We start from the raw sequence: 26,948 nt of genomic DNA, 5'->3' as shown, positions 1-26,948 counted from the left end.
GTGGGTCACGCACGGCCTCATGGCGGTCGAGGAGGACCGCGCGACCCTGCCCCGGGTGTGCGATCGGCCCCCGGACCCCGACGAGCTGGGCGAGCAGTCCAGACGCGTCATCGAGGCGCTCAGCACCCACCGCACACGCCCCGTCGAGCCTGTCTTTCATCCGTCCCGGCGGGGATCAGAGCGTTCCCAGAAGTCTGACGAACAAGGGGTTGACGCTCCCCAACGCCCGTGAGAACGTTCTCTCACTTCACTCCGAGAGAACGTTCTCACAAGGGGGAGCCGGGCGCGATTCGACGCCTTCGCCAGCCATGCGGCCGCACGGCCGTGCTGTCGGCGGGGGTCGGCAGGTGCCCGTTGCCATCGGCCGCCGATCGTGGCCGTCCGGCCTTGTGGAGCATGTCGTCACATCTGATCACCGTCCGGAGCTTGTAGACGCGCCCGGGCTCCAGCACACGCACGACGTTCCAGCACGCATGGAGGAAAAATGGGGAAGTTCCGGTCGGTAAGAGGGGTGGTGCTGGCCGTGGCGCTGCTGTCGTTCACCGCGGTCGGCTGCGGTTCCGGTTCGTCCACGGGACAGGCCGGATCGGCCGCGAACACGTACGGAGTCGGCACCAGTGGCACGCTGAAGATCGGCACGTCGAACAACACCAAGCCGTACACCTACCAGGAGAACGGCAAGCTGGTGGGGTTCGACGTCGACCTGATCACGGCGGTGGCCCACAAGCTCAAGCTCAAGCCGCAGTTCGTGTCGCTCGAGTTCGCGGGCCTGCTGCCGGCGGTCAACAACAAGCAGTTCGATGTCGCGGCGGCAGCCGTGGGCATCACCCCGCCGCGCAAGAAGATGGTCGATTTCTCCGACGGCTACCTCGCCGGCTACTTCGGGGTGCTGACCCGCCCGAAGAGCGGGATCACCTCGGATGTCGCCAGTGTGAAGGGCAAGCGGATCGCGGTGCTGCAGGGCTCGATCTCCGACATGAACTCGGGCACGTTCATCCCGGGGGCGCAGATCGTCCGCTTCCCCGACAACAACACGGCCGACCTGGCGCTGAAGAACAACCGTGTCGACGGGTTCTTCAACGACTTCGAACCGAACCTCGCCATCACCAAGAAGTACCCCGACCTGCACCTGAAGCAGCCCATCACCGTCCCGGCCACCGACTTCCCCGCCGGATGGGCGGTGCGCAAGGGCAACACCAAGCTGCTGAGCGGCCTCAACCGGGCGCTCAAGGAAGTGGTGGCCGACGGCACGTGGCTCAAGCTCTACAAGAAGTACTTCCCGCAGGACCCGGTGCCGAGCAGCAGTGAGCTGCCCCCCTACACCGCCAAGGGCTAGCCATGAACGACCTTCTGCACAACTTCTTCGACTGGCAGCTGATCGGTGATGTCCTGCCCGATCTGCTGACCTACGGACTGCGCAACACCCTGATCCTGTCGGTGCTCTCCGCGCTGCTGGGCAGTGTCATCGGCATGGTGCTGGCGATCATGAGCCTCTCGTCCCGCCCGTGGCTGCGGGCACCCGCCCGCGTCTACACCGACATCTTCCGTGGCATGCCGGCCGCGCTGACCATCCTGATGATCGGCGAGGGGGTCTTCTCGGCGCAGATCAGCTGGCTCGCCTCGCCGTACCCGGTGGCGATTCTGGCGCTGAGCCTGATGTCCGGCGCGTACATCGGCGAGATCTTCCGCTCGGGCATCCAGAGCGTGGAGAAGGGGCAGGGCGAGGCCTGCCGCGCCCTGGGTATGACACACGGCCAGGCGATGCGCCTGGTGGTGGTGCCGCAAGGGGTGCGCCGGGTGCTGCCGGCGATGGTCAACCAGTTCATCGCCATCATCAAGGACTCCAGCCTGGTGTACTTCCTGGGCCTGATCACGAGTCAGCGCGAGCTGTTCCGGATCGGCCAGGACGACTCGGTGGCGACCGGCAACCTGTCGCCGCTGCTGGCCACCGGCCTGTGCTACCTGCTGCTGACCGTCCCCCTGACGCACCTGGTCAACTACATCGACCGGCGGCTGCGCGACGGGTCCCGCCGGCCGGCCGCGACGCCCGAGGAGCCCTCGCTCGTCGATCCGAAGGAAGTGCTCGTATGAAGACGCCGGACCTGACCGCCGCCTCGGCGTCCGCCACCGACACCCGCTTCGCGGGCGCCTCGCTCGAGGCCCGCGGCGTCCGGATGAGCTATGGCTCGGTCGAGGTGCTGCGCGGCGCCGACCTGACGGCGGCGGCCGGTGAGGCGGTGTGCATCATCGGGCCCTCCGGTTCGGGCAAGTCGACACTGCTGCGCTGCCTGAACGGGCTGGAAACCCGCTCCGCGGGCGACATCCTGCTCGACGGCGAGGACACCGCGGCGATGGACATCAACGTGCTGCGGCAGCGAGTCGGCATGGTGTTCCAGCACTTCAACCTCTTCCCGCACAAGACCGCCCTCCAGAACATCACGCTCGCACTGCGCAACGTCAAGAAGATGTCCCAGGAGCAGGCGGTCGGGATCGCCCGGCGGCGGCTGCGCGAGGTCGGCCTGTCCGACCGCGGCGACCACCGGCCCGGCCAGCTGTCCGGCGGTCAGCAGCAGCGGGTCGCCATCGCACGGGCCCTGGCGATGGAGCCTCAGGTCATGCTCTTCGACGAGGTCACCAGCGCGCTGGACCCCGAGCTGGTCAAGGGGGTGCTGCAGTTGATGGCCGACCTCGCCGGCGCGGGCATGACGATGGTGGTGGTGACGCACGAAATGGGGTTCGCCCGGCAGGTAGCCGATACGGTGGTGTTCATGGACGCCGGAGTCGTAGTGGAGTCAGGGCCACCCGAGCAGATCTTCGAAGCCCCGCAGTCGCCGCGGCTGAAGAAGTTCCTGTCGCAGGTGCTGTGATGGCGTCGACGAAGACGGGGGCGCAGGGCGGCCGCAGACGCCCGACGGTGGCCGATGTGGCCCGCGAGGCAGGCGTTTCGGTGGCCACGGCCGGCCGGGCGCTCGGCGACTACGGCCGGGTCGGCGACGCCCTGCGCGACCAGGTGCGGGCGGCCGCCGCGCGGCTGGACTACTCGCCCAACGGCGTCGCGCGCAGCATGCGGTCCGGCGGTACCCGCACCATCGGTTTCGTCGGCGTCGACATCTCCAACCCGTACTTCGCCACCGCGATGCGCGGCATCTGCGACGTCGCCCGCAAGGAGGGCTACGAGGCCATCCTGGCCAACAGCGACGACCGGCTGGACATCGAGCGAGCAGCCGTCAAGGTGCTGCTGGAGAAGCAGATCGAGGGCATCGTCGTCGCGCCGAACGCGGTCATCGACGTCGGCCATCTCCAGCGGGCCCAGGAGCTGGGTGTCCCCGTCGTCCTGCTCGACCGGCACAGCGGCGTGCTCGACGCGGACAGTGTCGTCATCGACAACGAGGCGGCCGCCCGTGAGGCGGTCTCGCACCTGCTGCGGCTGGGCCACCGCCGGATCGGGATGCTGTTGTGCGTGGATCCCTCCGAAAGCCCGGAGCTGCTCAGGCGGGCCGGCACCGGACGGCTGGAGGTACACGGCGCGGCCCGTCCCTCGATCGACCGCATCCGCGGCTACGTCGCCGCCATGGACCAGTACGGAGCCCCCACCGCGGCCGAGTTGATCCGCTACACCGTCGTCGGCGAGGCGGCCCACCTCGAACGCGAGGCGGAGGCGCTGCTGGACCTGCCGGAACCGCCCACGGCCGTCTTCGCCGCCGACAACGTCGCCACCCAGGGGCTGTTCACCGCTGTCAGGGGCCGCGGCCTGGGCATCCCCGACGACATCTCCATGGTCGGCTTCGACGATCTGGACTGGACCACCCTGGTCGATCCGCCGCTCACCGTCGTCGCCCAGTCCCCGATGGACATGGGCCGCATCGCCGCGGAACGGCTCTTCGCACGGATCAAGGGCGATGACAGTCCGGGCGAGCGGATCATCCTGCCCACCGAACTGATCGTCCGTTCCAGCGCCGCCGGGCGGGACGCCGTCCATACCGTCTGACCCCTGAAAGCCGCGGGCCGGCGGCCGGCGCATCACCTCCGCCGCCGCGGACCCCCCTGGCCCCGCGACCCGCGAAACCACGAAGCCACGGAACCGCAGCACCGCGAACAACACCGCCGGACGGGCGGTCACCCGACCAAGCGGCCCCGGCAACCCCGGCGGCCCCGCCGGCGCGCGCACCGCGCCGCCGGTCGCCCGACCGGCACCGGCCGTTCCCCACCCATGTCCAGCCCATGTCCAGCACGGAAGGTTACTTTCCCATGCGCAATTCCTCCTCCAGCCCCCGCGTCGCCGTCGTGGGCGGTGGCGTCCTCGGGGTCTCCACCGCGGCGCAGCTCGCCCGGCGTGGGGCCCAGGTCGTCCTCGTCACCGCCGCGGAACTCGCGGACGGCGCGTCGGGCCGCTCCCTGTCGTGGCTGAACTCCTTCGGCGGCCCCGGCCTGCGCTCCCAGGCGTACCACGAGCTGCGGCTGCTGGGCATCGACCGCTACCGCACCTTCGCCCACCGCGACCCGTCCTCCTCCGCCTACCTCACCTTCGACGGCGGGCTGACCTGGGCGGCGCCCGACGCCCCCGAGTCACACCGCTCGGCGTTCGACCACATGCGGCGATGCGGATACGACGCGCGGTGGCTGACCCGCGACGAGGTGGCCGACTGGACGCCCGGTGTCGATCCGGCCGCGATCCCGGACGACGGCGCCATCTTCAACCCGGGGGAGGGCTGGGTCGACCTCGAGGCACTCGTCGCCCGGCTCGCCGCCGACTTCACCGTGGCCGGGGGCCGCGTCGTCACCGGCGCCGGCGCCGCGTCCGTCGTCGTGGAAGGCGGCCGGGCCACGGCCGTACGGACCGGGTCCGGCGAGCGGATCGACGTCGACTCCGTACTCCTGGCGACGGGCGCCGCGGTGCCCCGCATGGTCGAGGAATACGGCGTGCGGATCCCGGACGCGACCCCGGTGGCGCTGCTGGTGCGCACCCCGCCCGTGGACACCGCTCTGCGCGCCGTGCTGAATACGCCCCGCGTGGCGGTGCGTCCCGCTCCGGACGGATCGCTGGTGATGGACTCCGACGCCTCGGCCGACGAGGTGATCGTGCACCCGGACGGCACCTACGAGGTCAAGGACGACACGGTCGAGCAGCTGTTGCGGGAGGCGTCGGCCGTCCTGGAGGGCAACCCGCGGCTGACGGCGGCCTCCTACGGGGTGGGGCCCAAGCCGATCCCCGGGGACGGCGAGCCGGTGCTCGGCGCGGTCGAGGAGGTGGCCGGCCTGCACGTGGCGTTCACGCACAGCGGCGCGACCCTTGCCCTGATCGCCGGCGAACTGCTGGCCGAGGAGATCGTCACCGGCGAGAGCAGCCCGCTGCTGGCGGCGTTCAACCCCGCCCGCTTCCGCTGACGACGACCGACGACCGACGACCGGCGACCGGCGACCGGCGACTGGCAACCGAAGACCGGCGACCGGCGACCGAAGACCGGCGACCGAGACCCGCCCGCATCCCAGGCACCGCAGGAAGGATCCCACCCCTCAATGAGCGCTCCACTCCGCATCGGACTGGCCGGCTACGGCTTCGGCGGCAGGTACTTCCACGCGCCGCTGCTCGCCTCCGCACCGGACTGCGACTTCCTCGGAGTGGTCACCACTTCGCCGGAGCGCCGGGCCCGGGTCGCCGAGGAGCTCGGCCGCCCGGCGTACGCCTCGCTGGCGGACCTCGCCCGGGGCGGAGCCGAGGCGGTCGCCATCTCGACACCCGCCGCCACGCACATCCCGCTGGTGCGGCAGGCCCTGGAACTGGGCCTGGCGGTGGTCTGCGACAAGCCGTTCGCCCTCGACGCCCGATCGGCACGGGAGACGGTGGAGCTGGCGGAGCGGCTCGGCGTGCCGCTGACCGTCTATCAGAACCGCCGTTGGGACTCGGACTTCCTGACCCTGCGGCGCCTGGTCGAGCAGGGCACCCTCGGCACCCTCATCCGGCTCGAGTCCCGGTTCGAGCGCTTCCAGCCCGAACCGGGACCGCCCGCGGCGGGCGGTGGCACCCTGCTCGACTTCGGCAGCCATCTGATCGACCAGGCGCTCGTCCTGTGCGGGCCGGTGGAGCGCGTCTACGCGGAACTGCGCCACCGCGAGGCCACGGGCGGCGAGCCCGGGCTCGACGAGGACGTCTTCGTCGCGCTGACCCACCGCGGTGGCGTCCGGTCGCATCTGTCGGGCAGCTGGCGGCAGGGCGCGCCGGGGCTCCGCTTCCGCGCCACGGGGACCACCGGTTCGTACGTGGTGGAGGGCGTGGACGGACAGGAGGAGCTGCTGGTCGCGGGCTGCTCCCCGGCCTCCGAGGGGGACCGCTGGGGAACCGAGCCCGTGTCCCGGTGGGGCCGGGTGCTGCGCGGGGACCGCGTCGAGCAGGTGGCCTCCGCCCGTGGGGCGTGGGACCGGTTCTACCCGGCGTTCGCCGCCGCGGTGCGTGGCACCGGGCCCGTGCCCGTTGATCCGTGGGACGCGGTGGCCACCGCGACCGTCCTGGACGCCGCTCGGACCAGCGCGGACACGGGGGCGGTGGTGAACCTGTCGTAACGCGAGCGCGGTGACCCGTTCAACCCCTTTCCCCTCCCGGAAGGAGCCCTCCCCAGTGAGCCGGAACGACCCGGTCCTGCAGCCGTTGCGGGTGAACAACCTGCTGCTGAGGAACCGCATCTACAGCACCGGACACGCACCGTCCGGCTATCTCGACGGCGGCGCCCCGGGGCCGCGGTACGCGCTGTACCACGAGGAGAAGGCCAAGGGCGGCATCGCGCTGACGATCATCGGGGGATCGAGCAACGTCGCCCCCGATTCCGCGAACGTGTTCGACCAGATCGACGCCGGGGACGACGCGGTGCTGCCGTTCTACCGCTCGATCTCCGAGCGGGTGCATGAGCACGGCGCCGCGATCATGTTGCAGGTCACGCATCTGGGGCGCCGCTCCAAGTGGGACATCGACCGGTGGCTGCCGGCGGTCGGCCCGTCCGCGGTGCGCGAGCGCGCGCACCGCAGCTTCCCCAAGGAGATCGAGCGGTTCGACATCGACCGGATCGTCAAGGCCTACGGCGCGGCCGCCCGGCGGGCCCGCGAGGGCGGGCTCGACGGGATAGAGATCGCCGCCATGGCCGGCCATCTGATCGACCAGTTCTGGTCGCCGCGCACCAACCACCGCGACGACGAGTTCGGCGGCAGCCTGGAGAACCGGCTGCGCTTCGGCCGGCTGGTGCTCGAGGAGGTACGGCGCCAGGTCGGCACCGACTTCGTCGTCGGCCTGCGGATCCCGGGCGACGAAGGGGTTCGCGGTGGCCTCGATGCCGCGGACTGCCTCGACATCGCGACGGCGATGGCGGACACCGGCGCGCTCGACTTCCTCTCCGTCATTCGCGGCGCCGGTAACACCGACCGCGAGCTGTCCGACGTCATACCGGTGTTCGGCCGCCCGCTCGGCGCCGACGTGTCGGTGGCGGGCGCCATCCGCAAGGCGGTGCACCTGCCCGTCTTCCACGCCGGGCGGATCGCGGACCTGCCCACCGCGCGGTACGCGATCGACGCGGGCCACGCCGACATGGTCGGGATGACACGCGCCCACATCGCCGACCCGCACCTCGTGGCCAAACTGATCGCGGGCGAGGAGGACCGCATCCGCCCCTGCGTCGGCGCCACCTACTGTGCGTCCCGCGTCGAGACCTTCTGCCTGCACAACCCGGCCACAGGACGCGAAGCCGTGATCCCGCACCTGGTCACCCCGGGCGCGGACACCAAGCGGGTCGTGGTGATCGGCGGCGGCCCGGCGGGCCTCGAAGCCGCCCGGGTCTGCGCGGAACGCGGGCACGACGTGACGCTGCTGGAGGCGGCCGGCCAACTGGGCGGGCAGGTGCTGCTCGCCGCCAGGACACCCCGTCATGCCGAGAAGGCCGGGATCGTCCACTGGCTGGCCCAGGAAGTGCGGCGCCTGAAAGTGACGGTCGCGCTCAACCACTTCGCCGAACCCGAGGACGTCCTCGCCCTGCGGCCCGATGTCGTCGTGGTCGCCACCGGCGGCCTGCCCAACACATCCGTCGTGGAGTCGGGCGAGGAACTCATCACCACGACGTGGGACGTGCTCGGCGGCACCCCACGGCCGGGCCGTCGCGTACTCGTCTACGACGACCACGGCGGGGAACAGGCCCTGACCGCCGCCGAGCGGCTGGCCGCCGCGGGTGTCCGGGTGGAACTCGTCACCCCCGACCGGATGGTCGGCGCGGATGTCACCGGCACGATCTATCCGGACTACCTGCGCGCCCTGTACGCCTCCGGCGCCGTCCTGACCCCCGACCACGAGCTGCGCTCGGTACGCCGGGAGAACGGCGCGCTCATCACCACGCTGGCCAACGTGTACTCCGACGCCGTCGTGGAGCGGACCGTCGACGAGGTCGTCGTCGAGCACGGGACCCTGCCGGTCGACGACCTGTACGGCCGCCTCAGGGCCGGCTCGCGAAACCTCGGGGAGACCGACCCCGTCGCGCTGACCGAGGGCCGGCCGCAGACCACGGTGGCCCACCCGGACGGCGACTACCAGCTGTTCCGCATCGGCGACGCGGTCGCCCACCGCAACATCCACGCCGCGATCCTCGACGCCCGGCGGCTGTGCATGGCGCTGTGACCGGTGCGCTGCCGGACACACCTCCGTGCGCTCACCGGCAACCGGGCCGCCGCGGCCCGGCATAGGGTGACGGAGAAACGGCCGCGGCACGGCCCGCCGTCGGCGAGTACGGCGCCCCCTCGCGGCCTCCCATCTGAAAAGGACGAAAGCGATGTTCCAGCGGATTCTCGTGGCTGTCGATTCCAGCCCCGCCCGCCACTCCGCCGTACGCCTGGCCGGCGACATGGCCCGGCTGACCGGGGGCAAGGTCGGCGTTCTGCACGTCGCCGCTTCCATGGCGACGATCGCCGCCGTGGTCTCCCTGGAGGAGGACGCGGAGGCCAAGGCCATCCTGGACGAGGCCGTCGCCTCGCTGCGTGAGGCGGGCGTCGACGCCGAGGGCACCCTCGCCGACGCCCTGACCACTCAGATAGCCACCACCATCTCCTCCGCCGCCGAGGAGTGGCAGGCCGACCTTCTGGTCCTCAGCCCCCACCACCGAGGGGCCCTCGAAGCCCTCCTCAACCCCCGGGTCAGCGACGCCGTCACCCACAGCAGCCGGATCGCCGTACTTCTCGCCCCGGAGGACGTCCCCGGCGACCCGCGCTGACCCGGGCCGGCCGGTACCTCCTGGCCACCGCGGCGCGGATTTCCAGGGAGATCCCCAGATGTGTGGCGCCCGGCCACCCACTGCCCATCGGCTACGCTCGCTGGCGACTACGTTGACAAGCTGTGCGTTTCGCCCTGTGCGAAGGGGACGATGGATTGACAGTGGACAGCATCGCGGGCCCCGAAGCCCAATGGCAGACCTCCCGAGCGAAGGCGCTGTGCTACCGCGGGCCGCGTTACGTCACCGGTGCGGATCTGGTCCGCATCGCCCGCACCCTGGCCCTCGAGCCGTGGCACTTCACCCAGACCGCGCCGGCCGCCGCCAACGACCCGACCGGGGTGGTGCTGGACAACGCGCGGCGCCGGGTGAACGTGCGGGTGGCCAACGCCGCCCATGGCTGCGTTTTCCACATACGCACCCTCGAGGGGACCGGCCGCTGCGGGCTGGGCGAACTTGCGCCCGTGTCCTGCCGCATGTTCCCCTCGGTGCCCGGCGGGAACACCGAGCCGGCGGGCGAGGGCGGACACCGGCTCGACGAGGAGGAGCTGGCGGCGGCGGAGCGTCAGTGGATCGCCGACCGGGACCACTGGTTCGAGCTGGTCGCCCGCTGGAACACGCTGGCCGAGAAGGCCGAAACCCCGCCGGACGTCCAGGACTTCCAGCGCTATCTGCTGGAGGCGCAGGCCGCGCGCGAGGCCGGTACGCCCTGGCCCGAGGACGTGGTCGCGTGACCGGCGGCGGGGCGAACCTGGCGGGCTGCGCCGACTGCGAGGGCAGGTGCTGCCGGGAGTACAACGTCGCGGTGACCGTCGCGGACGTCCGCAGGCTCGCGTCCGGGATGGCCCTCCACCCCAGGGAGTTCGTCTACCTGAAGGAGGGCAAGGAGGAGGACAACAGCGACTTCCGCTTCCGGCCCGGCGGCCCGCTGTACGACCTCCACCTGCTGCACCGGCCGGTCACCAAGGGGTGCGTGTTCCTGATGGAGATCGCCCCCGGCAAGGCCCGTTGCGGCGCGTACGTCCACCGCCCGATGGTGTGCGCCACCTTCCCGACCGCGCTCGACCAGGGTTCGGTGGGCATCCGCGAGAAGACCCTGTGCGGCGGCCCGGACTCCTGGAACCTGGCCGCCATGGACCTGGTCGCCTACCGGCGCGACATCATGCGCAACCGAGCGGCCTGGCGCGAGCACCTGGACCTGGTGGAGCGGTGGAACGCCGAGGTGGACGCGGGCGGCCGGGCGCGCACCCACGAGGACCTGTACGAGTTCATCCTGGCCACCGACCCCGGGAAGGACGCCACCGGCCCCGGGAAGGACACGGAGGCCGTCCCCGCGGAGACGGCCTCCTCGTAGCGGCGGATGATCAGCCGGCGGGTTGCGCGGAGCCCGTCGGCAGGTCGTCGGGCAGCAGCAGCCGCAGGTCCTCCAGGCCGGGCGCGGCCATGGTGCCGATGCGCCGGGCCTGGCGCGTCATCATCGCCTCCAGCAGCTGGCGGGCGGTGCGCGCGTTGCCGAAGGAGCGGTCGCGCGGGATGAGGTCCACATAGGCGCGCAGCGCCGCCAGGGTCTCCTCGGGGCAGTCGTAGCCGGAGGTGGCCGCGTAGCCGCTCATGATGGTGACCAGCTCCTCCGAGCTGTAGTGCTCGAACTCGACGGTGCGGCTGAAGCGCGAGGCCAGACCGGGGTTGGAGGCCAGGAAGCGGCGCATCTCCTCGGTGTATCCGGCGGCGATGACCACGACCTCGTCGCGGTGGTCCTCCATGAGCTTCAGCAGGGTGTCGACGGCCTCCTGGCCGAAGTCGGAGCCCGCCCCCTCGGGGGTGAGGGTGTACGCCTCGTCGATGAACAGCACCCCGCCGAAGGCGCGCTCGAACACCTCCTTGGTGAGCTGCGCGGTGTGTCCCACGTAGCGGCCGACCAGGTCGGCGCGGGCCACCTCCACCAGCTGACCGGTCTTCAGCACCCCGAGGGAGTGCAGCAGGTCCGCGTAGAGCCGGGCGACGGTGGTCTTACCGGTGCCGGGCGGACCGGAGAAGATCAGATGGTGGCTGATCTTCGGGGTGGGCAGGCCGGCGGCCTGCCGCTGCCGGGTGGCCTCCAACAGGTTGACCAGGTCGGTCACCTCGCGCTTGACCGCGCCGAGGCCGACCATCGCGTCCAGCTCGGTCAGCAGGTCCTTGGAGTTGCGGGCTCCGTCCGCGCCGCTGACGGCCGCGTCGTCGGCGACGTCCTCGGGCAGCAGCAGGGTGAGGTCCGCCTCGGCCGGGTTGGCCATCGAGCCGAGGCGGAACGCCTGCCGGTCCACCATCTCCTCGAACACCCGGCGCGCGGCACGGCCGTTGCCGAACGTGGAGTCGCGCGGCATCCGCTCGTAGAGGCGGGCGAGCGCGCCCAGGGTGTTCGGGTCGAGTTCGTACCGGTGCGCCGCGCACATGGACTCGGTGATGGTGACCAGCTCGTCCACCGAGTAGTTGGCGAACTCGATGGTGCGGGTGAACCGGGAGGCCAGACCGGGGTTGGAGCTGAGGAAGGTGGTCATCTCGTCGGTGTATCCGGCGGCGATGACGACCACGTCGTCGCGGTGGTCCTCCATGAGCTTCAGCAGGGTGTCGATGGCCTCCTGGCCGAAGTCGGCACCGGAGCCCTTGCTGTCGGAGAGCAGGGTGTACGCCTCGTCGATGAACAGCACACCGCCCAGGGCCTCGTTGAAGGCCTCGGTGGTCTTGATGGCCGTACCGCCGATGATCTGGGCGACGAGGTCGGCCCGGGAGACCTCCACCAGGTGGCCGGAGCGCAGGACGCCGAGGTCGGCGAGGATGCCGCCGTAGAGCCGGGCGACGGTGGTCTTGCCGGTGCCGGGCGGGCCGGAGAACACCAGGTGGCGGCTCATCGGCGGGGCGGGCATGCCGAGGCTGGCGCGGCGCTGGGCGAGCTGGTTGAGGTTGATCAGGGTGCGGACCTGGTGTTTGACGTCGGCCAGGCCGATGAGCGACTCCAGCTCCTCCAGCGGGCCCTCCGGCTTCTTCGCCCCGCCGCCCGCGGCCGGCTCGGCGCCGGTCCCGCCGGCGGTCTCGCCCCAGGCGTCCTCGGCCGCGTTGCCGCTGCTGTCCAGCCCCTCGACGGTGAGACGGTCGCTGGGGCGGGACTGCTTGAGCCCCGCGCCACGGTTGTCCCTGGTGGTGCAGCCGGCGAGGGTGACCTTCTCGGCGCTGTCGACCCGGATGCCGTCGCCGGTGCTGCCGGTGACCTGGCAGGCCTCCAGCGTGGCCCGGCCGCCCTCGGCGACCAGGACGCCGTGGGCGCCGGACTCGGCCAGGTGGAGGCGGCGCGCGGTCACCTCGCCGCCGCCCTCCACGTGCAGCGCGGAGGTGGCGCTGGAGCGGACCTCGCTGTCGCTGACGGTGCCGCGGCCCCCGGAGCCGATCGAGATCCCCGCCTGGGTCGTCCGGCGCACCGAGCAGTCGCGGAGGTCGGGGGCGCCGCCGTCGGATATGCGGATGCCCGCGCCCTCCGCGTTCTCGACCGTGCACACCTCCAGCCGCCCGCGGCCGTCCTCGGCCACCTCCAGCCCGTGGCCGCGGGAGTCGGACACCCGAGCCCGGCTCAGCAGGGGATTGGCGTTGGTACGGATGGAGATGCCGACCCCGGCGGCGTCGGCCACCTCCAGCCGGTCGAACTCCGCCGAGGACCCCTCGGCCAGCAGCACGGACGCGGTCTTGTCGGCGCAGTCGCGCACGGTGGTGCCGGTGAGCAGCGGCGCGCTATTGCCGATGACCCGGATCGCGGGGGCGGTGGCGGTGTCGAACGCGCAGTCCTGGAAGGTGCCGCGGGAGCGCTCGGTGACCGCGAGCCCGTTGCCCTTGGTGCGGGAGGTGACGCAGCGCAGCACCTCGGGGTCGGCGCCGGAGGACAGGACGATGCCGGGGCCGGTGGTGTCGGTGACCGTGACCTCTTCGAGGGTGGGCCGCGAGCTGCTGGTGATGTAGACCCCGACCGAGGTGTCGTGCACCCGGGCGCGCAGCACATGGGTGGCGCACTTGCCCTCCAGCGCGATGGCGGGCTTCTCGGTGGCGGTGACGTCGCAGTCCTCCACCCGGCCCTGCGCCTCGCCGTTGGCCAGGATGCCGTTGCCCTGGGCGTCGCGGATCCGGCAGCCCCGTACCGTGGTGCGGGCCTGCTCGCCGAGGACGATGGCGGAGGTGCCGAGGTGCTCGAAGACGGAGTCGGCGACCACGCTGCCGGTGGGCGCGGTGTCCACGACCCCGGCGCCCTCGGGGTTGGAGATCCGGCAGTCCCGGATGGCCACCGAGCCCGTCTCGCGGGCGAGGACGGCCGTCCAGCCCGACCCCACCACGGTGCAGCCGTCCATGGCCACCTGGCCCCGGGGCGCGTCCACCACCGGCAGGTCCTCGTTGCCACCCCGCAGGGTCAGGTCGGTGAGCATCACCGCGTCCGCGACGAGCACCACGGCGGTGCCCCGGGGCGGGCAGATCTCCACGCTGCCGCGCTCCCCGTCCCCGGCGATGGTGATGCGCGTGCGGACGGTGAGGTTCTCGCGGTAGCGGCCGGGCCGGACGCGTATCACCGCTCCCGCGCGCGCCTTCTCCAGGGCCTCGCCGATCGTCCGGAAGCCCTCCGGCTGGTCCGGACCGACCGTGAGCAACTGCCGTGACACGCTGGGACCTCCTCGTTGTGATGCCGCCGCCGGCCCTCGGTGCCCGAAGCCCGGGCTCGCTGGAAGCCGGGGGAAGAGGGACGAGCATGCGGGGGAAAGGCTACGGGACCGCGGCACCGTCATCCAGGTGCCTCCGGCACCGGTCCGAAGATCGGCGGCGGATCCACTTCCGCGGCGCGGCGCGGCAGTTCGTACCAGGGGTACGTTACCGCGTGGTGATGTCCCGCGCGTATCGTGCGCGCCATGCGACGTGCCCGTTCTCATCGCCGTACGGTGGCGCGGGCGGTGGCCGCCGCCCTGCTGGCCGTGGCGCCCCTGGCCGCCCAGGCTCCCCCCGCCGCCGCCGCGGACTCCGTCGAGCTGCCCGCCGTCCCGGCCGTCCTGGCCCCCGACGAGCCGTGTACCAAGGCGTCCGGCGAGACGGCCCGCGACGAGCCGTGGACGCGCCAGGCGCTCGGTCTGAGGCGCAGTTGGCGGCTGACGGACGGCCACGGGGTGACCGTGGGGGTGGTGGACACCGGTGTCGGTACGGACATCCCCGCCCTGGCCGGCCGGGTCACCGCGGACGGCGGCGCGGGCACCGACTGCGTGGGGCACGGCAGCTTCGCCGCCGGCCTGATCGCCGCCGCGCCCGGCGAGGGCTCGGGGGTGGCTGGCGTGGCGCCCGCGGCGCGGATCCTCGCGGTGCGCGGTACGGACACCCGCGGCAATCCCACGGCGGAGCGGCTGGCGAACGGGATCCGGGCCGCGGTCGACGGCGGCGCGAAGGTCGTCTACGTGGGCCGCGCGGTGCCCAGCGGGAAGGCCGTGCTGACCGCCGCCGTGGCGTACGCCACACGGCACGACGCCTTGGTCGTCGCCCCTTTCGCCCCGGACGCGATGCCCGACGACCCCGAGACCCGCGAGCCGGCCGAGCCCGCGCCCTGGTACTGGCCCGCGGCCGCGCCCGGGGTGCTGTCGGTCATGGACTACGGCCCGGACGGCACCCGCCCGGAAAACGCGCCGAACAAGGATGGGGCGGACCTGGCGGCGCCGGGGGACGCGGTGGTCAGCGTCGGCCCGCGCGGCTCCGGCCACTTCATCGGCTCCGGCTCCTCGCTGGCGGCGGCGAACGTCGCCGGGGCGGCGGCGCTGGTGCGTGCTCGGTACCCGCGGATGAGCGCCGCCGAGGTCTCCCGCCAGCTCGTCACGGCGGCCTATCCGGCGGTCCCGCCGCGGCTGGACCCGTACGCGGCGGTGACCGCCGTCCTGACCGACCGGCAGGGTGCCACCCCCCGTCCGGCCCCCGCGAAGATTCCGCCGGCCGCCTCCCCGCGGCCGCGGGACCGCGCGCTGCTGATCGCGGGCGCGGGTGGCGGAGTGGTGCTGCTGGTGGCGGCCGCGGCGGTGGTGATCCCGCGGGGCCGGGCCCGGGGCTGGCGCCCGGCGGGCCGGGAGGACCGGCCGGCGGTCTGAAGCAGGCGCGGCGGCCCGAAGCGCGCCCGGCTCCCCCACGATCCCTCTCCCGGCCGCGTAATTCTGGGGATTTCCCTAGACACCGTGGATCGCCTGCGGACACTGGGGATTTCCCTAGACATGCGCGGCCGGCATTCCGCGGACCCGGCTGGACAAGCCGCTCGGGCAGCCCGGCCCGAATGCCTCAGGCCGAATGCCTCAGCCCGAATGCCTCAGATTGCCTCGGCCCGAATGCCTCTGCCCGATTCCTCGCCGAGAACGGGAACCGCCCCCGGTGCCGTGCACCGGGGGCGGAACCGTTTACGGGATTTACTCGGTGCCTATGGGTTTTCCACGGGGTCCACGAGCGCCGTCTGGACCTGGGTGGTCTTGCGGCGGGCGACCCGGATGGCCCGGCCCGGGTTCATGATCCGGCCCTTGACGTTGCCCAGCAGATAGCCCTCCGAGGGCGGGCAGGACATCAGCAGGGCGGGCGTGTTGACCTCCAGCAGCCGCCGCATGAGCATCTCGTTCAGCCCGCGTCCGGCACCGCTGGCGGAGCGGGTGACGATGATGTGCAGCCCGACCTCCCAGCCCAGCGCGAGATGGCTGAGCAGCGGGTCGAAGGGCGCGTTGCCGATGCCGGCGCCCAGCATGTCGTAGTCGTCCACCAGGATGAACAGCCGCGGCCCGGTCCACCAGTCGGCCTGCTTCATCCGGCCCGGGGCGATGTCCGGGCCCGGCACCCGGGTCTGCACCGCCCTCGCCGCCCCGTCGATCATGTCCCGCAGCGCGTCCAGGGACACCGCGTGCGCCAGGCGGTATTCCTCCGGCACCGCTTCCACCAGGTCACGGCGGTAGTCCACGAGCATGATCCGCGCCTCGGCGGGGGTGTACCGGTCCATGATCGCCTTGGCCATCAGCCGCAGCAGATTGGTCTTGCCGCTCTCGGTGTCGCCCACCACGACCAGGTGCGGGCTCTCGCTGAAGTCGTGCCAGACGACCGACAGCCGCTCCTCCTCCAGGCCGATCGGCACCCGGAAGTCACCACCCGCCGGGGGAAGCTGCCGCGCGGGCAGTTCGGTCGGCAGCATCCGCACCCGCGGGGCCACCGGGCCCGGCCAGCTCTCCTTGACCGCCGACACCAGACCGGACACCCCGTCCGACAGGTCCTCGGCCGACTCCATCCCGTCGATGCGGGGGAGCGCGGTGAGGTAGTGCAGCTTGCCCTCCCGGGTGAGACCGCGGCCCGGGATGCGCGGCACGGTGGCGGCGCGGCGGGTGTCGATCTCGGAGTCCATGGCGTCACCCATCCGCAGCTCGAGGTGGGTGCCCGCCTGGTCGCGCACGGCCGCGGTGAGCTCCACCCAGCGGGCGGTGGTCACGATCAGGTGGATGCCGTAGTTGAGGCCGCGGGCGGCGATGGAGGCGAACGTCTGGACGTTGCGGTCGTAGTCCTGGCGCACCGTGGACCAGCCGTCGATCACGAGGAACACATCGCCGTGCGGCTGGTCCGCGAACTCGCCCGCCGCCCGGCGGCGGCGGTACGTCGCCATGGAGTCGATGCCGTGGGTCAGGAAGAACCGCTCGCGGTCGGCCAGCAGCGAGGTGACCTCGGAGATCGTACGGCCCACCCGCTCGCTGTCCAGCCGCGCCGCGACCCCCGCGGTGTGCGGCAGCTCGGCCAGCGGCGCCAGCGTGCCACCACCGAAGTCCAGACAGTAGAACTGCACTTCACGCGGGGTGTGGGTGAGGGCCAGCGCGGTCAGGATCGTCCGCACCATCGTGCTCTTGCCGCTCTGCGGACCGCCCGCGATGGCCACGTGGCCGCCGACCCCCGACAGGTCGATGGTCAGCAGGTCGCGCAGCTGCTCGAAGGGCTTGTCCACGATGCCGATCGGCACCGTCAGCCGGCCGCGCAGCGGCGAGCCGACCGTGGTGAGACCCAGCTCCGGGTCGGGCGTCAGCGGCGGCAGCACCTGGTCCAGCGTCGCGGGCAGGTCGAGCGGCGGCAGCCACACCTGGTGGGCGGGGGGCCCGGCGCCCAGCAGCCGCTCCACGGCCACCGACAGCAGCGTGTCCCCGGTCTCCTCCTCCGGCTCCGGCTCGGGCTCGGGCACGTCGGGCAGCTGGCGGGGCACCACGTACGCCGCCGTCCACGGCACCGTCTGGCTGGCCACCCGCGCCTGGTTGGCCCGGCTGCGCCGCTGCTGGTACGGGCCGGAGACATACGCGGCGCGGAACCGGGTCAGCGCCTCCACACCCGACTTGAGGTAGCCGCTGCCGGGCTGCGGCGGCAGCTGGTAGGCGTCGGGCACACCCAGCACACCGCGACTCTCCATGGCGGAGAAGGTGCGCAGACCGATGCGGTACGACAGATGGCTCTCGAGCTGGTGCATCCGCCCCTCGTCCAGCCGCTGCGAGGCGAGCAGCAGATGGACGCCGAGGCTGCGCCCGAGCCGTCCGATCATCACGAACAGCTCCATGAACTCGCGGTGCGCGCTGAGCAGCTCGCTGAACTCGTCGACGATCACGAACAGGCTGGGCAGCGGCTCCAGCGGGGTGCCCGACGCCCGCGCCTTCTCGTAGTCCAGGGCGGAGGTGTAGTTGCCGGCGGCGCGCAGCAGCTCCTGGCGGCGGATCAGCTCCCCGTGCAGGGCGTCCTGCATACGGCCTACCAGCGCGGCCTCCCCGGCGAGGTTGGTGATCACCGCGGAGGTGTGGGGCAGCTCGTCCAGGCCGAGGAAGGTGGCGCCACCCTTGAAGTCCACCAGGACGAAGTTGAGTGTTTCGGAGGAGTTCGACAGCGCGAGCGCCAGCACCAGGGTGCGCAGCAGCTCGCTCTTGCCGGAGCCGGTGGCCCCGATGAGCATGCCGTGCGGTCCGGTGCCGCCCTGCGCGGACTCCTTGATGTCCAGCTCCACCGGGGTGCCGTCGGGGCCGACCGCGATCGGCACCTTGAGCCGGTTGGTCCCGGTGGCCTGCTTCCACAGGCTCTCCGGATCGTGGCGGTACAGGTCGGAGATGCCCAGCAGGGTGGTCAGTTCGACGTCCGAGGACAGCGGCTCGGCGGCGTCCCCGCCGCCCATGCCCATCCGGTACGGGGCGAGGCGCTTGGCCAGGGCCGTGGCACCGACCGGTCCGAAGGAGTCGGGGCGGCCGAGGCGGGTGGTCTGCTCCTTGCGCTCGCGGTCGGTGCGGACCAGCTCGAAGGAGTCCTCGCTGACGTCGAAGCGCAGGGTGACCCGCCCGGGGCGCCAGGTCAGCGCGCCGGTCAGGTCGAGCACGACGCAGTTGCGGAAACCCGCCCCGTCCAGCCGGTGGCGGCCGGGGACCGCGCCGCCGTCCACCACGATCACGGTGTACGGCTCGTCACGCCCGGGCGAGGCGTCCGGGTCGAACGAGGGCCGTTCCAAGAACTCCGCGCCGAGCAGGTCCTCCAGCTCGTTGAGGGCCGAGACGAACATCCGGGCCGGGCCCGCGCCGTCGTTCTCCTGGGGGTGCAGGTTGTGGGGGAGCCACTTCACCCACTCCCAGTCCGCGCGCCGCTCGTCCGACACGCACACCGCCACCCACACGTCGTCCGGGGCGTGGAAGGCCGCCAACTGGGCGATGATCGCGCGGGCGAGGGAACGTATCCGCTCCTCGTCCCCCCGGAACAGCACCCGCGCCCAGGCCCGCAGATAGATGGCGATGGGCTGCTCGGGCACGGTGGAGTAGGCCCGGATGAAGCTCCGCAGCGCGTGCGCCGTCAGCGGCTCCAGGTCCTCGACCGGAGTGTTGGCCGTGGGCGTCAGCCGCAGGCCCAGCTTCTGCTCCCCGACGGCCACCCGGATCTCGCCGAAGTCCTCGTCCTGCGGGCGGCGTTCCCACAGCCGGGTGGTGCCCACCAGGGACCACAGGGCCGACGGCGGCGGGTGCCGCCACGCCAGCGCTGTTTGCTGGTCGGCCACGGCGGCGCGGACCTTGCGCCGGATCTGGGTGAGATAGCGCAGGTAGTCGCGGCGCTCGCCCTTCAGGCGCTGCTTGCGCTCGCTCGCCTTGCGCATCATCTGCCCCAGCATCATGGCGGCCGAGGACAGCACCATCAGGCCCATCGCCAGGTACATGAAGTGGCTGCCGCCGCTGCCGGTCATGCCCGGCCTCATGAACATCAGCATCATGGAGACCGACATGAGCGCCATGGGCAGATAGGTCCAGACGGCGGAGCTGTCCGGAACCACCTCGGGCAGCGTGGGGGGCTCCTGCAGCTTCAGCTCGCCGTCGGGCATTTCGGGGCCGCGCCGACGGGCCGGGCGGCGGAACAGGACCACACTCAAGGAATGGTCTCCTCACGGTGGGACAACGGTGGGGGCAACGCTCTCGGTCGGTGGCGTATCGTCGCGTCCGCACAGACCACCGGAAAACAACAACTGTGCGATCCGGTATACCAGTCCATGGACGGGGCAAGTAATGTGCACCCTTACGGAGACACGCGTGGCACATACATATCCTGTTGCCTTGCCAGCGTCATCCGTCCCCCACCACTCCGTTCACAACGGAAACCCGGGAACCCCCTTCGCAGACCCCCGGAAGAAGCGTGAGCCAGCCCGATGACTGATAACCAGGTGGCCGGTCTGTGCCGCCTGACCGTACGCGCGCCGACCAAGGCCATCGACCTCGCGGTGCCCTCGGACGTCCCGGTGGCCGACCTGCTGCCCGCCGTCCTCGGCTACGGCGGCGACGACCTCGCGGAGACCGGAGTCGGCCACGGCGGCTGGGTGCTGCAACGCCTCGGCGGCGAACCGATGGACGAGGAGCGCACCCTCGACTCCTACGACCTGCGCGACGGCGAGACGATCTACCTCCGGCCGCGCATCGACGCACTCCCCGAGGTCCACCTCGACGACCTGGTGGACGGCATCTCCACCACCATGCAGGACCGCCCGCACGGCTGGTCCCCGGTGGCCAGCACCCGGCTGCTGCGCGGCTTCGCGGTGACCGCCCTGGTGGCCGGGCTCACCGTGCTCGCCCTGCCCGGCGGCTCGCCCGGTCTGCGGGCGCTGTGCGCGGCGGCGGCCGGAGTGCTGCTGCTCGCCGGGGCGGGCTCGGCCAGCCGCGCGGTGGGCGACGCCGCCGCCGGCGCGGTCCTCGGCTTCATGGTCGGCCCCTACCTGGCGCTCGCCGGATGGCTGCTGCCCGGAGGAGACCTCGGCGGCCCGCACAGCCACGAGGTCCTGGGCGCCCGGATGCTGGCCGCCTGCGCCGCGGGCGCGGGCGGCGCCATCGTCGCGCTCGCCGCCGTGGGCGCCTTCCCCGCGCTCTACCTCGGCCTCGCCGTGGTCATGGGCTTCGGCACCCTCGCCGGGGCCCTGATGGTCATCACCGACCTGGGGCCGGCCCATGTGGCCGGCATCCTCGCCCTGGTGGCCGTCGTCCTCGGCGCGTTCGTCCCCTCGCTGGCCTTCCGGATGTCCGGCATGCGCATGCCGCCACTGCCGACCAACGCCCAGCAGCTCCAGGAGGGCATCGAGCCGCACACCACCTCGGTGGTCGCCGCCCGCGCGGTGCTCGCCGACGGATGGATGAGCTCGCTGTACGGAGCCGTGGGCGCCGTCTGCGCCGCCTGCCTGGCCGTCCTCACCCACGACGGCGGACTGCCCGAGGTCATCATGGCCGTCGTGCTCTCGCTGCTGCTGTTGCTGCACGGACGCGGCCTGGGGAACGTATGGCAGCGGCTTTCGCTCTTCCTCCCCGGGGCCGGAGGTTACCTCCTCCTGGTCCTGTTCGACGCCCTGTCCTACTCGCCGGACCGCCGGCTGCTGCTGGCCGCCGGCCTGCTCGCCGCCACCGCGGGCATCGCCATCGCCTCCTGGACCGTGCCCGGGCGACGGCTCGTGCCGTACTGGGGCCGGGCGGCGGAGATCCTGCACACCGCCGCCGCCGTCGCCCTGCTGCCGCTGGCCCTGTGGGTGCTCGGGGTGTACAGCGCCCTGCGCGGCCTGAACGGCTGACCGCCCGAACCGGCTGACCGCCCGAACCGGAGGAAACGCACAGTGCAGTCCAAGCGCGACCAGGTCCAGGCGCACATGTTCATCATGGGGCGGCTCACCTCGGGCATGCTGCGCGCCGACCCCGACGCCCCGGAGAGCCCCCAGGGCCGGACCAACCGGGGCGTGGCCATCAGCGTGATCATCGCGATCCTGATCGCCGCGGGCTCCTTCGTCTTCGGCCTGATCAAGCCCGGTGTGAAGAACTCCTGGCGGGCCCAGGGCACGCTGGTGGTCAACAAGGAGAGCGGCGGCAGGTACCTGTACCTCGACGGACGGCTGCGCCCGGTGCGCAACTACACCTCGGCCCGGCTGCTCCTCGGCAGCAAGATGAAGACCGCCTCCGTGGGCGGCAAGTCCCTCAGCGGCACCCCGCACGGCGCGCCCGTCGGCATCATCGGAGCCCCCGACGACCTGCCGAGCAGCCTCACCACCGACCCGTGGCAGGTGTGCTCGGGCACCACCGACGGCTCCACCGCCACCGCCGTGGCCGTCGGCGAGGACATCGACGGCAGAGGCCTCAGCGACGTCGAGGGGCTGCTGGTCACCGGGCCCGACAAGGCCGACTACCTGGTGTGGCGGGGCGGCAAGCTGCGCATGGACACCAGCGGCCGCGCCCGCGAAGCCCTCGGCTACGCCTCCCGCACCCCGGTGAAGGTGTCGGCGGCGCTGCTCAACTCGCTGCCCACGGGACCCGATCTGGCCGCCCCCGACATCCCGCGGCGCGGTGGCAAGGGACCCTCCCTGGGCGGTGGCAGCACCAGGATCGGCCAGGTCTTCCAGGTCGCCGCGCCCGGTGGCGACGCCCGGTACTACGTGCTGCGCAAGGAGGGGCTGAGCCCCGTCAACGCCACCGTCGCCGCGCTGCTCCTGGGCCACCCGGAGACCAAGGAGAAGGCGTACGCGGGCGGGGCGGTCAGCACCATCACCCTGGGCGCCGACGCGGTGATCGGCCATCTGGCACCCGGCGCCGAGGACGCCGACACCACCAAGGACCTGCCCGCGAGCCCGCCGAAGGCGGTGGAGCTGGGCCAGGACGAGACGCCGTGCGTGGGCATCCAGTCCGGCGACGACGGTACGCGGGTCAGCGTGACCCTGGCCGCGAGCGACCGACTCGGCCCGGCCGCACAGGCGGCCCCGGAGGGGCTGACCCCGGCCTGTGTGACGGTCAACCGCATCGTGACGTCCCCGGGCGGCGGCGCCCTGGTGCACACCCTCGGCGCGGACGGCTCGAACGTCGGCAGCACGGTCTACCTGGTGACGGACAGCGGGGTGAAGTACCGGATACCGACGGCCAAGTCGCTGGAGGCGCTGGGCTACACCACGGGCGAGGCCCAGCGGCTGCCGTCGTCGCTGCTGTCCATGCTGCCGACGGGCCCGGACCTGACGCCGGCGGCCGCGATGGCCGGCCGGAGCAAGGCGACGACGACACCGTGTGGTGAAAACAACAAGAAAGCGCTGAACCAATCAGATCAATGAGCCGTCTTCACCATCGGTATATCGACATTTGAGGATGGCCTGAGCTTACGTCAGCAGCGCAAGCCGCTTAAAACTAGGGAGATTTGCAGAAACCTGTGTGGTGCAGGGTTTCTTCCCGGTAAGCGTTGCCCATCGCTCGGTCGTCCTCCTACCATCCATGTCTGGACCAACTGGATGTCGGTGCTTCCGCATCCGGTTACGCAAGCCACGTCAGTGCATCGGGTCTGGCGGCGGAAATCCACCGGAAAGGGGCAGCGCCCATGTCGGGTATGCAGCGGGCAGAAGAACAGGCGACACGGAACGGCATCCAGGCCCTCGAGATGGCCTTCTCGGGTGTCCAGAGCCGTCGGCAGGACGTCGAGAACACGAAGCACGGCATGATGTCGGCCCTCCAGGGCAGTGACGGTGGCGCTTTCCAGAAGCTGCTGGACTCCTGGGACGAGCACGCGGAAATCATCTCCAAGAACCTTCAGGACATGATCAACCAGCTCAACGACACGCTCACCGCACAGGGTTTGACTCAGGGGTCGTCGAACGAGGCCGTCAACCAGGCGTACTCCCAGTCGGCGACCATTTTCGACAATCTGATGGGCAGCACCGCCGGACGGTGACCGTCAGGGGCCGGTGGCCCCAGCGGCCCGGCGTCGGCCGACGCGGGCCGGAACAACTTCCCCTGTTTTCATGCCCCTCAGTGAGAAGAGGTCAGCGATGCCCGACAACATGTCTGACGGATACATTTACGTCAGCTATGCGCACGTCGACAACGCGGTCGACGACATGCGCCTCCAGACGCGCGAGATCGAGAAGATCATCAGCAGCCTCAACGACGAACTCCAGTCGCTCCAGCAGTCCTGGGAAGGTGACGACCGCGAGGCCTACAACGAGAAGCAGGCCGCCTGGAACCAGGCCGTCGCGAACATGAGCAAGTGGCTCGGCGACAACGCGCAGACGCTCAACCACATCCGCGACCTGTACACGCAGAACGAGCGCAGCCAGACGCAGAGCTGGCAGGACGTGAAGATTGGCCGCTGATCGCAGCGCCATGCGGGCGGCCGTTCCACGTCGGGAGACTCGTGGAGCGGCCGCCCGCTGTGTCATCCGGACAGTGAGGTAGGGAAAGGGCGAGGGCATGGCCGACAAGAAGCAGCCGCCGACACAGCTCAACAAGGAGTGGCTCGAGAATTTCCGGAAGGTCGATCTCGCGGACTTCCGGAAGTCGCTCAAAACGGTATCCGAGAACAGCACGGCGACCCCGCCGATTCCCTCGATGAAGGCTCTGAAGGGGGAGGACGACGGCGTTCCCGGACTCCCGTTCGGCACGCGCCTTCCGCTGGCGATCGGATTCCTGGCGGAGGACGAGGGAACGCACGGGAAGGCGGTCAACGAGGCCGTGGTGGATCTGGTGACGGCCCTCGACGGGATCCTCGAGAGCCATCTGACGCTCTTCAAGGACATCGACGACGCCCTCGAGGAGACCATCGACTCCCTGTTCAAGACCCAGGGTGAGAGCCTGGACGCCATCGACGGCCAGAAGTTCGTCGACATCTTCGAGGATGTCGACGCCGACCTGACGACCCCGGCGGACGAGGAGAGCGGCGGCGGGAAGGACAAGGACAAATAGTCGCCGCCCAGCCGATACGTCGCCTGTAGGTCCCCTCGCTTGTAGATCACCTTCTGATGGAGCAGCCTCGCCGTGGCCGATGACAAAGAGTACGACGACTACTGGTTGAAAGCGGTCAAGCTCTTCACCGGGTATGAAGGGCCCCCGAGGCACACCCTGTTCGACAAGATCGTCGGCAACGCCGGCATCAAGCAGATGAAGGTGGAGATCACCAAGCAGAAAAGCGTCGCAACCATCGACGCCACCGACTTCGACTGGTTGTCGGAAAACGCCGGCTGGCACATCAACAACACCGACTTCGTCATCCCGTTCTACACGAACGACGACGGCACCGTCCATTACTACAAGGCCCGCTTCACGCTGCTCGGCTCCAAGAGCGACGACGGGGCGTACCGCGGCGAGGTCGTGGGCGGTGAGGGAAAGAGCAAGTACGGCAAGGAGCTGGAGGACGGCCACTTCAAGCCCAGCGACAACGGGACGACCTGGAACACCTTCGACCTGACCAGTTACGCGTACGGGACGGGCAAGGCGCTGAAGGCCCTGGTGGAGAACGAGAACGGAACCCTCGGGTTCTCCTGGGGCGGCGAGCCCCCCATCCCGCTCGACAAGGGCGTCCGCCTGGCCTCCTTCGACATGGCGGCGGATGCCTTCGACCGGGTCGCGAAGTTCTTCTGGGACAGCAACGCCACCATGGCCGAGTGGCAGGAAAAGGTGGGCCGGGACGAGAACGACGCGTGGAAGGGGCAGGCGGCCGGCGTCTTCTGGGACCTCATTCATGAGCTGGGCAGGCGGTACGGTCATTATGCCGATGACATGGAAGCCATCGGCGGGGTGTCCAAGCAGGGCAAGGCGCTCAGGAAAGCGGGACAGGCCCTCAGGACCCAGGCCGATAAACTCGTCAGCCAGTGGGACATCTGGAGCATGTCCTATGGCAATCCGCTGCGGCATCTCGTCGACCTGTTGTCCCAGATCGCCATTCAGACCTGGGACCGAAATCTGACGCAGGTCGACGCCGACTACCAGTACAGCTACAGCCCTTACGGCGGCGGCGGTTACTGGGACTACACCACGACGTCGGACTTCACACAGGTCGCCTGGGACAGCGGGATGTATCGCCCTCAGCGCTATTACGGCGACATGAAGGAGCTGGAGACCTGGAAGAAGGTCGGCGATCAGGCGGTCGCCAACTGGGAGGAGGATGTCAAGGAATTTCTGATCGACCCGGCCGAGGCGGCGCTCAAGGAACTCGCCACCGCCTGGGGGTCGTCCCACTTCGATCTGGGTTCCATCCGGACCAAGGGCGACAAGGGCATCGAGGAGAACTTCCAGGAAGACAAGGCGTACAAGGAAAAGAAGGACGCCGAGGACAAGGCCGCGAAGGAGAAGGCGGCGGCGGAGAAGAAGTACGAGGACGACAAGAAGGCGGCGGAGAAGAAGTACGAGGACGACAAGAAGGCGGCGGAGGACAAGGCCGCGAAGGAGAAGGCGGCGGCGGAGAAGAAGTACGAGGAGGACAAGAAGGAGGCGGAGGACAAGGCCGCGAAGGAGAAGGCGGCGGCGGAGAAGAAGTACGAGGAGGACAAGAAGGAGGCGGAGGACAAGGCCGCGAAGGAGAAGGAGGAGGCCGACAAGAAGTACGCCGTGGAAAAGGCCGCGGCGGAGAAGAAGGAGAAGGAGGCCGAGGAGAAGGCGGCCGCCAAGGAGAAGGAGCAGGAGGCGAAGCAGAAGGCCGCCGAGGAAAAGGCGACACAGAAGGAGAAGGAAGCCGAGGAGAAGGCGGCCGCCAAGGAGAAGGAGCAGGAGGCGAAGCAGAAGGAAGCCGAGGAGAAGGCGGCACAGAAGGAGAAGGAAGCCGAGCAGAAGCAGGCGGAGAAGGAGAAGGAGGCCGAGCAGAAGCAGGCGGAGGCGGAGAAGAAGCAGGAGCAGATCCGCCAGGAGCAGGAGCAGAAGCAGGCGGAGAAGGAGAAGGAGGCCGAGCAGAAGCAGGCCGAGCAGCAGGCCAAGCAGGACCACATCCGCCAGGAGCAGGAGGCCAAGCAGGAAGAGCAGCGGAAGCAGGCCGAGCAGAAGCAGGCCGAGCAGCAGGCCAAGCAGGACCACATCCGCCAGGAGCAGGAGGCCAAGCAGGAAGAGCAGCGGAAGCAGGCCGAGCAGAAGCAGGCGGAGGCGCAGAAGAAGCAGGAGCAGATCCGCCACGAGCAGGAGCAGAAGCAGGCGGAGAAGGAGAAGGAGGCCGAGCAGAAGCAGGAGGAGTACCAGCAGAGGCAGGACAAGGCCCAGGAGGAGCAGCAGAAGCGGCAGGAAGAGCTTCAGCGGCAACAGCAGCAGCGGCAGGAGGAGTTCCGGAAGGAACAGTCCAAGCTCAGTGGTGCACTCAACCACGGCGATCTGACCCAGCTCAACCATGGCGATCCGACCCAGCTCAACCACGGCGATCCGACCCAGCTCAACCACGGCGATCCGACCCAGCAACGGC

19 protein-coding genes are annotated in these 26,948 nt (G+C 70.8%); 17 read left to right on the top strand and 2 right to left on the bottom strand.

Annotated features, from left to right (window positions below; all coding sequences use genetic code 11):
- The first annotated feature begins 484 nt into the window (after positions 1-484).
- The 10 genes from BBH68_RS35700 (at position 485) to BBH68_RS42425 (ending at position 10,587) form a co-directional block, all read left to right on the top strand.
- Positions 485-1,336, top strand: a complete 852-nt coding sequence (locus tag BBH68_RS35700; protein ID WP_079151421.1) for an ABC transporter substrate-binding protein — start codon at positions 485-487, stop codon at positions 1,334-1,336.
- 2 nt (positions 1,337-1,338) lie between these two features.
- Positions 1,339-2,091: an amino acid ABC transporter permease gene (locus BBH68_RS35695; RefSeq protein WP_065967942.1), complete on the top strand. Its 753-nt coding sequence runs from the start codon at positions 1,339-1,341 to the stop codon at positions 2,089-2,091.
- Positions 2,088-2,867, top strand: coding sequence for an amino acid ABC transporter ATP-binding protein (locus BBH68_RS35690; RefSeq protein WP_065967941.1), 780 nt, complete (start codon positions 2,088-2,090; stop codon positions 2,865-2,867). Before BBH68_RS35695 ends, BBH68_RS35690 begins: the two co-directional genes overlap by 4 nt.
- The gene (locus BBH68_RS35685) at positions 2,867-3,988 is read left to right on the top strand and encodes a LacI family DNA-binding transcriptional regulator (protein ID WP_245738465.1); all 1,122 of its coding nucleotides are present in this window, start codon (positions 2,867-2,869) and stop codon (positions 3,986-3,988) included. Before BBH68_RS35690 ends, BBH68_RS35685 begins: the two co-directional genes overlap by 1 nt.
- 260 nt (positions 3,989-4,248) lie before the next feature.
- Positions 4,249-5,385, top strand: coding sequence for an NAD(P)/FAD-dependent oxidoreductase (locus tag BBH68_RS35680; protein ID WP_065967940.1), 1,137 nt, complete (start codon positions 4,249-4,251; stop codon positions 5,383-5,385).
- Between the two features lie 132 nt (positions 5,386-5,517).
- Positions 5,518-6,558 carry a Gfo/Idh/MocA family protein gene (locus tag BBH68_RS35675; RefSeq protein ID WP_065967939.1) on the top strand — a complete coding sequence of 347 codons (1,041 nt, stop codon included), beginning with the start codon at positions 5,518-5,520 and terminating at the stop codon, positions 6,556-6,558.
- A gap of 55 nt (positions 6,559-6,613) precedes the next feature.
- Positions 6,614-8,647 carry an oxidoreductase gene (locus BBH68_RS35670; RefSeq protein WP_065967938.1) on the top strand — a complete coding sequence of 678 codons (2,034 nt, stop codon included), beginning with the start codon at positions 6,614-6,616 and terminating at the stop codon, positions 8,645-8,647.
- A gap of 151 nt (positions 8,648-8,798) precedes the next feature.
- Positions 8,799-9,236 carry a universal stress protein gene (locus BBH68_RS35665; protein WP_065967937.1) on the top strand — a complete coding sequence of 146 codons (438 nt, stop codon included), beginning with the start codon at positions 8,799-8,801 and terminating at the stop codon, positions 9,234-9,236.
- Between the two features lie 161 nt (positions 9,237-9,397).
- Positions 9,398-9,967 carry a hypothetical protein gene (locus tag BBH68_RS42430; RefSeq protein WP_158080338.1) on the top strand — a complete coding sequence of 190 codons (570 nt, stop codon included), beginning with the start codon at positions 9,398-9,400 and terminating at the stop codon, positions 9,965-9,967.
- On the top strand, positions 9,964-10,587 hold the full coding sequence (locus BBH68_RS42425) for a YkgJ family cysteine cluster protein (protein ID WP_065967935.1): 624 nt from the start codon (positions 9,964-9,966) through the stop codon (positions 10,585-10,587). The genes BBH68_RS42430 and BBH68_RS42425 overlap by 4 nt, the downstream gene beginning before the upstream one ends.
- Before the next feature lie 10 nt (positions 10,588-10,597).
- Here BBH68_RS42425 and BBH68_RS35650 read toward each other — a convergent pair whose 3' ends face one another.
- Complete coding sequence (locus BBH68_RS35650) at positions 10,598-13,909, bottom strand: right-handed parallel beta-helix repeat-containing protein (protein WP_065967934.1); 3,312 nt, start codon at positions 13,907-13,909, stop codon at positions 10,598-10,600.
- Positions 13,910-14,152: 243 nt separating this feature from the next.
- On the opposite strand from BBH68_RS35650, the gene BBH68_RS35645 reads away from it, so the two are divergent.
- A complete protein-coding gene (locus BBH68_RS35645) occupies positions 14,153-15,364 on the top strand; it encodes a S8 family serine peptidase (protein WP_079151420.1) in 1,212 nt (403 codons plus the stop codon).
- Between the two features lie 320 nt (positions 15,365-15,684).
- Here BBH68_RS35645 and eccCa read toward each other — a convergent pair whose 3' ends face one another.
- Entirely contained in the window at positions 15,685-19,656 is a 3,972-nt protein-coding gene (gene eccCa, locus BBH68_RS35640) for a type VII secretion protein EccCa (RefSeq protein WP_079151419.1), read from the bottom strand.
- A gap of 279 nt (positions 19,657-19,935) precedes the next feature.
- Here eccCa and eccD point away from each other — a divergent pair, with 279 nt between their 5' ends.
- The 6 genes from eccD to BBH68_RS42420 form a co-directional block, all read left to right on the top strand.
- Positions 19,936-21,336, top strand: a complete 1,401-nt coding sequence (eccD, locus tag BBH68_RS35635) for a type VII secretion integral membrane protein EccD (protein WP_065967932.1) — start codon at positions 19,936-19,938, stop codon at positions 21,334-21,336.
- 42 nt (positions 21,337-21,378) lie between these two features.
- The gene (eccB, locus tag BBH68_RS35630; RefSeq protein WP_065967931.1) at positions 21,379-22,851 is read left to right on the top strand and encodes a type VII secretion protein EccB; all 1,473 of its coding nucleotides are present in this window, start codon (positions 21,379-21,381) and stop codon (positions 22,849-22,851) included.
- A 260-nt stretch (positions 22,852-23,111) separates the two neighbouring features.
- On the top strand, positions 23,112-23,462 hold the full coding sequence (locus BBH68_RS35625; RefSeq protein ID WP_065967930.1) for a hypothetical protein: 351 nt from the start codon (positions 23,112-23,114) through the stop codon (positions 23,460-23,462).
- Between the two features lie 109 nt (positions 23,463-23,571).
- The gene (locus BBH68_RS35620; RefSeq protein ID WP_245738464.1) at positions 23,572-23,883 is read left to right on the top strand and encodes a WXG100 family type VII secretion target; all 312 of its coding nucleotides are present in this window, start codon (positions 23,572-23,574) and stop codon (positions 23,881-23,883) included.
- Positions 23,884-23,980: 97 nt separating this feature from the next.
- A complete protein-coding gene (locus tag BBH68_RS35615; RefSeq protein ID WP_065967928.1) occupies positions 23,981-24,472 on the top strand; it encodes a type VII secretion system-associated protein in 492 nt (163 codons plus the stop codon).
- A gap of 72 nt (positions 24,473-24,544) precedes the next feature.
- Positions 24,545-26,948: AAWKG family protein (locus BBH68_RS42420; protein WP_170066634.1), on the top strand; the 2,404-nt coding region annotated here is incomplete at its 3' end.

The sequence above is a fragment of the Streptomyces sparsogenes genome (assembly GCF_001704635.1).
Classification (GTDB): domain Bacteria; phylum Actinomycetota; class Actinomycetes; order Streptomycetales; family Streptomycetaceae; genus Streptomyces; species Streptomyces sparsogenes.
This window is presented reverse-complemented; position numbering and strand designations above follow the sequence as displayed.